The 10,081-nt window shown below is 29.8% G+C and carries 12 protein-coding genes, 1 pseudogene and 1 riboswitch; of the genes and pseudogenes, 6 read left to right on the top strand and 7 right to left on the bottom strand.

The genetic code is table 11. The features are described 5' to 3' along the window. The 6 genes and pseudogenes from Q0352_RS06480 to Q0352_RS06455 form a co-directional block, all read left to right on the top strand. Positions 1–262, top strand: a pseudogene (locus Q0352_RS06480) (4'-phosphopantetheinyl transferase superfamily protein); the annotation flags it as partial. Next, positions 255–971: a geranylgeranylglyceryl/heptaprenylglyceryl phosphate synthase gene (locus tag Q0352_RS06475; protein WP_299525407.1), complete on the top strand. Its 717-nt coding sequence runs from the start codon at positions 255–257 to the stop codon at positions 969–971. The pseudogene Q0352_RS06480 and the gene Q0352_RS06475, both read left to right, overlap by 8 nt. Positions 972–975: 4 nt before the next feature. Continuing rightward, a complete protein-coding gene (gene pnuC, locus Q0352_RS06470) occupies positions 976–1,677 on the top strand; it encodes a nicotinamide riboside transporter PnuC (RefSeq protein WP_299525404.1) in 702 nt (233 codons plus the stop codon). Next, positions 1,647–2,309: an ATP-binding protein gene (locus Q0352_RS06465; protein WP_299525401.1), complete on the top strand. Its 663-nt coding sequence runs from the start codon at positions 1,647–1,649 to the stop codon at positions 2,307–2,309. Before pnuC ends, Q0352_RS06465 begins: the two co-directional genes overlap by 31 nt. Next, positions 2,299–2,703 carry an alternative ribosome rescue aminoacyl-tRNA hydrolase ArfB gene (gene arfB, locus Q0352_RS06460; protein ID WP_299525398.1) on the top strand — a complete coding sequence of 135 codons (405 nt, stop codon included), beginning with the start codon at positions 2,299–2,301 and terminating at the stop codon, positions 2,701–2,703. Before Q0352_RS06465 ends, arfB begins: the two co-directional genes overlap by 11 nt. A 41-nt stretch (positions 2,704–2,744) precedes the next feature. Then, positions 2,745–2,836, top strand: a riboswitch (TPP riboswitch). A 48-nt stretch (positions 2,837–2,884) separates the two neighbouring features. Then, a complete protein-coding gene (locus Q0352_RS06455; RefSeq protein WP_299525395.1) occupies positions 2,885–5,233 on the top strand; it encodes a TonB-dependent receptor in 2,349 nt (782 codons plus the stop codon). A gap of 36 nt (positions 5,234–5,269) precedes the next feature. Here Q0352_RS06455 and Q0352_RS06450 read toward each other — a convergent pair whose 3' ends face one another. The 7 genes from Q0352_RS06450 to Q0352_RS06420 all read right to left on the bottom strand — a co-directional run. Beyond that, complete coding sequence (locus tag Q0352_RS06450) at positions 5,270–6,580, bottom strand: FAD/NAD(P)-binding oxidoreductase (protein WP_299525392.1); 1,311 nt, start codon at positions 6,578–6,580, stop codon at positions 5,270–5,272. A gap of 108 nt (positions 6,581–6,688) precedes the next feature. Beyond that, on the bottom strand, positions 6,689–6,961 hold the full coding sequence (locus Q0352_RS06445; protein WP_299525389.1) for a heavy-metal-associated domain-containing protein: 273 nt from the start codon (positions 6,959–6,961) through the stop codon (positions 6,689–6,691). 44 nt (positions 6,962–7,005) lie between these two features. After that, positions 7,006–7,170: a hypothetical protein gene (locus Q0352_RS06440; RefSeq protein ID WP_299525387.1), complete on the bottom strand. Its 165-nt coding sequence runs from the start codon at positions 7,168–7,170 to the stop codon at positions 7,006–7,008. A gap of 27 nt (positions 7,171–7,197) precedes the next feature. Beyond that, entirely contained in the window at positions 7,198–8,655 is a 1,458-nt protein-coding gene (locus Q0352_RS06435; protein ID WP_299525385.1) for an FAD-dependent oxidoreductase, read from the bottom strand. Between the two features lies 1 nt (position 8,656). Then, positions 8,657–9,229, bottom strand: coding sequence for a DUF3365 domain-containing protein (locus Q0352_RS06430; protein ID WP_299525383.1), 573 nt, complete (start codon positions 9,227–9,229; stop codon positions 8,657–8,659). Further along, entirely contained in the window at positions 9,230–9,667 is a 438-nt protein-coding gene (locus Q0352_RS06425) for a rhodanese-like domain-containing protein (RefSeq protein WP_299525381.1), read from the bottom strand. Positions 9,668–9,792: 125 nt separating this feature from the next. Beyond that, positions 9,793–10,081, bottom strand: a 289-nt coding sequence (locus Q0352_RS06420; RefSeq protein ID WP_299525378.1) for a rhodanese-like domain-containing protein, incomplete at its 5' end; no start/stop codon positions are given.

Here is a 10,081-nt window from a genome sequence, read left to right as displayed (position 1 = left end):
AAGAGGCTTTATTCATGAAGATGATGATTATATAGAGCAGCTTACCGTAATTTGGGGTGCGAAAGAATCACTTTATAAAATTTATCCACACGGTGGTTTAACTTTCAAAAATGATATTGATATTAACTCCTTTCAAATTTCCGATAAAAAAACTACTGGCTATATTAAGGTTGAAAATTGGGATAAAAATTATAACATTTACTTTGAACAACTTGGTGGTTTTACGTTGGTTTATGCCTTAGAAACTTCAAAAAATGACTAAACCACTTTTAAGATACATACAAAATGCTTCTAAAAAAGGAAAAAAATTACTTTCCATTTTAGTAGATCCTGATAAAACTAAAATTGAAGAAATTCAAATAATTTCAAAAAAAATAGAAAAATTAAACGCAAATTTTATTTTTGTTGGTGGAAGTTTTGTTAAAAACGGCACAACAGATTTGTTTGTGAAAACTTTGAAAATGTATACTAAAATTCCTGTTATTTTGTTCCCTGGAGATTTCTCACAACTAACAAACAATGCAGATGCTTTGTTATTTTTATCGTTACTTTCAGGGAGAAATCCAGAATATTTAATTGAACAACAAATAAAATCGGTGCCATTTTTAAGAAATTCAACGTTAGAAATTATTCCTACTGGCTATATTTTAATTGATGGCGGTACAAATTCTTCTGTTTTAAAAATAAGTAAAACCACTCCAATTCCACAAGAAAATATTCAACTTGCAACTGCAACTGCAATAGCCGGAATGTACAAAGGAAAACAATTAATTTATTTAGAAGCAGGAAGCGGCGCCAAAAATCCTGTGAATTTTCAACTAATTTCTGAAGTTAAAAAAAATATTACAATTCCTTTAATTGTTGGTGGCGGAATTAGAACTAAAGAACAACTTTCAAATGCATATAAAAATGGAGCTGATATGGTTGTTATTGGAACTGCTTTTGAAAATAATATAGATTTTTTAATTTAGTTGTATGAATGAAATTTTACATTTTTTTACAGATCCATATCAATCAGCAAGTGGATTAAATATTTCACTTGAATTTATTGCTGCTTTATTTGGTGTAATTAGTGTTTTTTATGCAAAAAAAGAAAATATTTTAGTTTTTCCAACAGGAATTATAAGTACCGTTATATATGTATATTTATTATCACAGTGGAATTTATATGGAGACTTAATTATTAATATTTATTACACCATTATGAGCTTATATGGCTGGTATATGTGGAGTAAAATTATTGATGATAAACAGCATCATATCTCAATTTCGAGAACAACTAAAACTGATAAGATAAAAGCTTTTAGTATATTTATTTTTACTTCAATTTTTGTAATAATTGTTTATAGATATTACAATGTAATGCCTAATAATTTAGGCTTTAGTGAAAGTGTAAATTATGCAATTAAGAAGCTTACTTCGGGAAATTTAACTAATTTTAGAGAAGGAACACCTTATTTAGATACTTTTACAACGGGAATATTTTTTGCTGGAATGTGGCTAATGGCAAACAAAAAAATTGAAAACTGGACACTTTGGATTGTTGGTAATATCGTTTCAATTCCGTTGTATTTTGCAAAAGGATATGGTTTTACAGGAATTCAATACACAATATTTTTAATTTTAGCAATACAAGGATATTTCGCATGGAAAAGTCGCTTAAACAAATTAACATAAATATTATAAAAGTCGTTTTATTTGGGCCTGAAAGTTCTGGTAAAACTACACTTTCAAAACAATTAGCACGTCATTACAATACTGTTTGGGCTCCTGAATTTGCTAGAGAGTATTTACAAAAAAAGTGGAATAACGAACGTAAAACGTGTGAAAATTCTGATTTATTACCAATTGCTATTGGCCAAATGAAATTAGAAAACGACTTAGCAATAAAAGCTGATAAAGTATTAATTTGTGATACCGATTTATTAGAAACCAAAGTGTATTCAGAAGAATATTATGGTGGTTTTGTTGATACAAAATTAGAGAAAGCTGCAATTGTAAATACGTACGATTTATATTTACTTACTTATATTGATACTCCTTGGGAAGAAGATGATTTAAGAGATCGTCCTGAACTTCGTTTAGAAATGTTTAACGCTTTTGAAAACTCACTAAAAAAATACAATCGACCATACATTTTATTGAAAGGTGATAAAAAAACACGTTTTGACGCTGCAGTAAAAAAAATTGATGAAATTTTAAAATCAAAAACTAATTTACAAAGCTTCTCCGATAATTTAACAGATTTAGATTTGCATTTTTTATATCAGCAAAATTTGGATTCAAATTTGAATACGAATGATTATTGAAAATATTTTAAAAGAACTTAAATTTAAAGCAGTTAGAAGCAGTGGAGCTGGCGGGCAACATGTAAACAAGGTTTCTTCAAAAATTGAATTGATTTTTGATGTACAAAATTCGGGTGGATTTACTGAAGAAGAAAAAGAATTGCTATTTAAAAATTTAAGTCCAAAGCTTACCAAAGAAAACTGCTTGCTATTAAATTGTGATGAAAGTCGCAGTCAACATAAAAATAAAGAAATTGTTGTCAAACGGTTTTTACAACTCATTACAAATGGTTTAAAAGTTCCTAAAAAAAGAAAGCCAACCAAACCAAGTAAATCCAGTATTAAAAAACGGTTAGAAAAAAAGAAAAAACAAGCTTTTAAAAAAGCTTTCAGAAAAAAACCTTCTTTTGATTAAAAACTTAACTCTCTAATCAACTTTTTATTTGTAAGTTTGCAGCATCTCAAAAGGGGTGCCTAAAACGGCTGAGATCAAACCCATTGAACCTGAACAGGTAATGCTGTTTAGGGAAATTAGAAACATTTTAATTAACATCGATTAATTACCTCTTTTTATATCGTTTTATTTTATAAAAAAAATGAAACATTTAATTACAATTTTATTTATTGCATTTACATTAAATGCAAATGCTCAAGAATTATTAACACTTTCAGGAAAAATAACTGACGGAAGTAAACCTTTCCCAGGTGTAAATGTGCAAGTAAAAGGAACCGAAATTGGAACAACAACTGACAATAATGGGCAATTTTCTTTAGATTTAAAAGAAGGAAATTATATTTTGGTAATAAGTTCAATTAGTAAGCCAAAGGAAATTAAAGGGAATTTAACTGAGAACTCATTTATTTCAATTGACATGTCAGACAGTTTTGTAGTGCTTGAAGAAGTTTTAGTTTCAGCTGTTCGTGTAAAAAGTACTTCACCTGTAACTCATAGCAATGTTACTAAAGAAGAATTAGAAAAACGTAACTTAGGACAAGACATTCCTATGTTACTTAACTATTTACCATCAGTAACTAGCTCTTCTGATGCTGGCGCAGGAGTTGGTTACACTTACATACGAGTTAGAGGATCTGATGCTTCACGGATAAACGTAACTTTAAATGGAATACCATATAATGATACTGAAAGTCAAGGTACTTTTTGGGTGAATTTAGGTGATTTCACTTCATCAACTGAAAACATGCAGTTACAACGTGGAGTTGGAACTTCAACCAATGGCTCTGGAGCTTTTGGAGCAAGTTTAAATTTATTAACCAATGCAATCTCAGAAAATTCTTATGGAGAAATTAGTAGTTCTGTTGGATCATACAACACTTTTAAAAACACTGTAAAATTTAGCACTGGGAAAATAAATGACCACATTGAATTTTCAGGTCGTTTATCTAAAATTTCTTCTGATGGCTATATAGATAGAGCTTCTGCAGATTTAAAATCATATTTTTTACAAGCAGCTTATGTAGATGATAACACCCTAATTAAAGCTATTACTTTTGGAAATAAAGAAAAAACATATCAGGCTTGGTATGGCTTAAGTGCTGAAGAATTAAAAGAAGATAGAAAACAAAACCCATATACATATGACAATGAAACTGACAACTATTGGCAAGATCATTATCAACTACACTGGAATGAAAAATTAAATAATAACTGGTCTACAAACCTTGGTTTAAACTACACAAAAGGTGAAGGATATTTTGAGCAATTTAAGGAAGGAAGTGCTGTATCGAAATACAATAATATAGTAGAAGCTACAGATACAGATTGGTATGGAACTCCTGCAACAGACCTTATTGTTAGAAGATGGTTAGATAACGATTTTTATGTTGCAAATTTTAATGTTGATTATAAAAAAAATGAATTCGAAGTTATTTCTGGGATATCATTCAGTAATTACACTGGTGACCATTTTGGAGAAGTAATTTGGGCAAAACAATTTACTCCAGAAGCTTCTATAAGAGATCGCTACTATTTTAGTGATGCTAAAAAAAATGAGTTTAGCATATTTTCTAAAGTTTCTGTTAAACTTAATGATGAGCTTAGTAGTTTTATTGATTTACAAGGTAGATTTGTTAATTACAAAACAGATGGACTTACTTCAGGCAGAGACTTATTAAATGTTGATAAATCATACAAATTCTTTAATCCTAAGCTAGGTTTAACATATGAATTTAACAATAACAACAGTGTTTACGCTTCTTATGCAAGAGGAAACAGAGAACCTAATAGAGATGATTTTAAAAACGGACCAAATGTTAACAATGAAATTTTAGATGATTTTGAATTAGGATATCGCTTAAAAAATGAGGTTTTTAACTTAAACACTAACCTTTATTATATGCTATATAAAAATCAACTAATTCAAACTGGTGGTTTAAATGATGTTGGTGACTATTTACGTGAAAATGTAAAAGATAGTTATCGTTTTGGGTTAGAGATTGATGCTAACATTAAAATATCTAACACTCTTTCAATCAATCAAAACTTAACTTTAAGTACTAATAAAATTAAAAACTTTATACTAGAAAGAGATGGCGAAAGTAAAAATATTGGAACAACTAACATTGCCTTTTCCCCAAGTATAATAGCTGCTAACGCTATTTCTTACGCTCCGCTAAAAAACCTTCAAATCAGCATTCTTTCAAAGTATGTTGGAGAACAATATTTAAGTAATACAGACACTAAAGCTTCAAAATTAGATAGTTACTTTATAAATGATTTTAACTTGACCTATGAATTAAAAACCAAGTCAATATTTAAATCTATAATATTTTCTGGTTTAATAAATAATGTTCTAAATAAAGAATATGTTGATAGAGGGTATACTTTTTTAGATTATTGGTCAACTCCAGGTAGTTCTTTTGAAGTACAAGGGTATTATCCGCAAGCAACCAGAAATTTTTTAATTGGAGCTACTTTAAAATTTTAGCATAAAAAAACCGAGGTTAATACCTCGGTTTTTTTATTAAACTTCTATACCTTTCATCATTTTGTTCCAATATAAATAAGGTAACATGTATTTTTTTAATATCCATAAACGCCAATGTTCTTTTGAGGAGTCACTAATCATTAATGGAAACTGCTTCAATTTAGGATCTGGTTCAAAATTTTGGTCATAATCAAATTCAGCCAATACCATTTTACCATAGCCTGTAACTAAAGGACAAGAAGTATAGCCATTATATTCTTTAGAACTTATAGTCTTTGACTCAATCAATTTCAAAAGATTTTCAACAACAACTGGTGCTTGTTTTCTAATGGCTGCTCCAGTTTTAGATGTTGGTAAATTAGAAGCATCACCTAAACCAAAAATATTTGAGTATTTTACATGTTGCATTGTTTTACTATTAACATCAACCCAACCTGCTTCAGAAACAAGTGGAGAATTCTGAATAAATTTAGGAGCTGCTTGTGGTGGTGCTAAATGCATCATCTCAAAATGAATCCCATATAAATCTCCATCTCTTGTAACTTTTACATCTTTATAATTGTATTGAATTTCTTTATCTAATGATTTCACATCGCCATCAGCAATAGTAACACAACCTCCTCCTGTTAAATCTTTTACAATTTCATACCAAGCAATTTTTTTATCTGCATCAACCTTTACTAATTTATGAAAAAATCGAACATTGATGTCTTTTTTATCAACTACTTCCATCAAAGTATCTGCAATTATTTTAACTCCAAAAATAGAACCGCTTGGTAATGCAAATACAATATCTGTTTTATCTCTAACACCTGTTTTTCTATAATGCTCATCAGCCAAATACATGATTTTTTGAGGCGCGCCACCACATTTAATTGGTGTTGCAGGTTGAGTGTACAAAGCTGTACCTCCTTTAAAGTTTTTTAACGTTTCCCAAGTATGTTTTGGATTGGTATAATTACTACATACCACACCTTTATCCATTGCCTCTTGTAATCCTTCAACCAATTCTGGAGCCATTCTTAACCCTGGAGCAACAACTAAGTAATCATATAAAAATTCATTTCCCTCTTTTGTTTTCACTTTATTACTTTCAGGTTCAAAACTGTCTGCAAACTCTTTAATCCATTCTACTCCCTTTGGAATTAATGAGGCCATTGGTTTTGCTGTAGCTTCAAAATCGAATGTGTTTGCACCAACTAATGTCCAAGCTGGTTGATAATAATGTGTGTCAGCTGGTTCAATGATACCTATTTGTAATGAAGGGTTTTTTCTTTTTAACATGGAAGAAACCATAATTCCTGCAGTACCTCCACCTATTACAAGTACTTGAAAATGTTTTGACATTTTATATATTTTTGGTTAATAATTTTAGAATGAGAAAATTAAATATAAAAAGCTCGATTAATGTGATTTAAATCACATTAATCGAGCTTTTATATAATCGTTAATTCTTTACTCTTCTGAAGTCATTCTACCTGTAGCGCAACTCACAAAAGATTTAGCTTTATGAATGATGGTATTGTCATCTCCTATTTCTGGATAACCCATACTCGATAACTTCTTTTTAACTAAAGTTATTACTGATTCATCAATCGAGTCTATATATACTTTTGAAGTTTCTACATCAACATTAACCTCATTTATGCCTTCAATACTAATAATACCTTTTTTAACAGTATTAGCGCAACCGCCACATTTTAAATTTAATATTTCTATTGTTGTCATTTTTTGATTTTTTAGATACTGCTAAATTATAAAAAAATAAATCATTAGGAATGACCTCCAACAACAATCTTCATTACTTTTAAATTTAACTTAAAAAAGTTATAAACCTGATAAATGAAACAAACTCTCATAAAGCGTACTAATCTTGTTGGTTCTGTTCCGTAAGATATATTGCTATATGGTATTGTTTTTTCTTTGCTTTTTTTCATTTTATTTAAATTTTAGTTCAAAATTCACTACTCAGGAATTAACCACCAAAATGGTTTTGCTTTTGCTTTATATAAAAACATATAATGCATAAATAACTTCATCCAATGGCCTGCAGTTCCTACAACCCCAACAGTATCTTTAATGTTTCTTCCCCATTTCGGGTATTTTTCCCAGTCTGGCACAATAGGATTTACGGTCATAACAGCTGCTTGACCTTTAAACAATCCATAGCCAGCTGACACAATACAGGCAGCTCCCATTTTTGCCATAGATGCTGTATGAGGATGTTCAATTTTTCCAACTTTAATAGAATGAATAATGTTTTGAGCAACAATTTTTCCAATTACTCCTGAAGGCATCCCTGTTCTTGGTGGTGTTGGAAATATTTTAGTACCATTTGGACTTTCCATTGGTTTAGACATCCCATGAGGTGGAGCAAAAGCAATACCTGCAGCGTATATGTTATCGTATTTCACACTCTGATATGTTGATGGCCAATCTTCAGCTTTCCAATCTTCATAGGCTTTAGGTGTGTAATCAGCATCAACTTTCATCATTCCATTACCTGCAAAAACTTCCAAACTAATATCCTTATTTTCTTTATCAAAAGCTTTCATGCCTGCTCCTGCAAATCCAGGAATTAACATCGCAAAATCAAATTCTTTTGTATGATGTTCTCCTCTTAAGTTTTCATAATAAACTTTACCTTCTTCTACTTTTTGAACTCCGGCCCTTTTTATCCAATTAACTCCATATTCTTTTAAAATAGATTCCGTAAATATTTTTGTAGGAGTTATATATCCATTTCTTTCAATATAGGCACCTCCCATACCAAAATCACCTAATTCATATTCATTAGAAATCCACCATACATCAGCTAAATGTGATAATTTTCTTTTTTTAATTTCAAAAGCAACATTTAAAACATACTCAAATGCAGCTCCCTGACAAGTAGCTAACGGATGACCAGTTCCTATTAAAAAGGTTTGCTTTTCACCATTTTCCATTTTCTTTAAAGACTCTTGAAGTTTTGCCCAAGCATGTGCTGCGTGATCATAAGTACAAACAGATTGTGTAAATTTATTTGGGCCTAAACCTTCTGTAGCTTCAAAATTTAGTTTTGGACCTGTCCCATTTATTAAATAATCATACGTTACTTTTTCTTCCTTTCCTTCATTTTCTTTAGATACATATTTAATAGTAACAAATCCTTTTTCATTTTCTGAATCACCTTCAGGATGAATTGACGTAGCTAATGCTTGTTTGAAATTAACACCCATTTTTTTATAAACTGGTGCAAGTTCAAATTTAACCTGATCAGGCGTCATTAATCCAACTCCAACCCATATGTTAGAAGGTATCCATTGAAAATTACTATTAGGCGAAACCATTACAACTTCATGACCTTTTTTTAGTGCTCTACTTAAATAAGAAACTGCTGTGTGACCAGATATTCCAGCTCCTAAAACAACAACTTTTGCCATATTAATTATTTTTAAATTCTATACTCCAAATACCTCTTAAATCACCATTTTTATAACCAATTGCTTTATCAAGTGGATAAAATGATTTAATCAAAGAATCTGTTTTTACATTTAATTGTTCATTTGGTTTTCCATGACAAACTAAACATTTTTCATTTATAATAATTGGGGCGTAAAACTGTTTATTTTTATCAGAATTAATTTCAACAATTGGACTGAGTTCACTATTATTTTCAAGCAAAGTTTTATATGCTGCAATAACTTGTAATTCTCTTTCGGTAGCCTTATTCTCAGAATTTCTAACTCTATCTGAAGTTCTTTTGACAGTTACATTAAATTTTTCAGCCATTTTATGTGTAATAGGCATCGCTTGTGTATTACAAAAGGTTACTGCTTGTTGTGGTCCTCCAAGTTTCATTTGAGTCATTAAATTGGTGCTTAATTCATCAAATGAAGTCTTTGTAATTTCTTTACCTTTATTAATATATTCTTCTTGTTCAATTTTAGTAAACTTGTTATTCCCACAAGAAATTATGCTTAATAAAACTGCAAAAAATATTAGCTTCTTATACATTTATTTTTCTATTTGATGATTATTTCTTGCCCAGTTTGAAATTCCTCCTTGCATGTCATAAACCTTTAAAAATCCTGCTTTTACCAATTTTCTTGAGGCTGATGATGTTCTACTTCCGGATCTACAATAAATAAAAATAGGCTCATTTTTATCAAAATTTTTGAAATTGTCTAAAAAATTTCTATCATAATAATTGATATTTATAGCCCCTTTTATATACCCTCGATTAAACTCATAAGGTGTTCTAATATCAATAATTGTGTGATTGATTGATTTTTCTTTAAATTCAGAAGGCGAAATTTTTATAACTTCTCCCAAGTTACTTTGTGTAATTGAAGTCTCTCCTACTTGATTCTTATTTTGTTGTTTGTTTTCACAACCTAAATTGACAGAAACAATAATTAGTAGTAAAACTATTGTTCTAATTTTTTTTTGCATTTTATATGTTTTTGATTTTTAGCCAAATGTAATTGTACTATTATGATTATGCCGTAACTAAAGTTACGCAAAAAAAAGGAGAGTAATTAAACTCTCCTTGAAATACTTTGTATGAAATAAAAACCTTATAATAACGTAGTTGGACAAACGTAATCGGTTAGTTTTACTCCAGTATCTTTAATATCTTTAAATCCACCTCTAACATCTGTTACTTTTTTCACACCGTTTGCTTGAAATATAGACGCTGCAATTAACGATCGGTAGCCACTTGCACAATGTAAGAAGTATTCTTTTTCTGGATTTATTTCAGCAAAATTTGAATGAATAAAATCTAACGGAAAATTCTCTACGCCAATTACATGTTCAGATAAATATTCTGATTCTTTTCTAACATCCATCGCAACTTGCATAGAA

It is taken from the genome of uncultured Lutibacter sp. (genome assembly GCF_937891065.1).
Lineage (GTDB): Bacteria > Bacteroidota > Bacteroidia > Flavobacteriales > Flavobacteriaceae > Lutibacter.
This window is presented reverse-complemented; position numbering and strand designations above follow the sequence as displayed.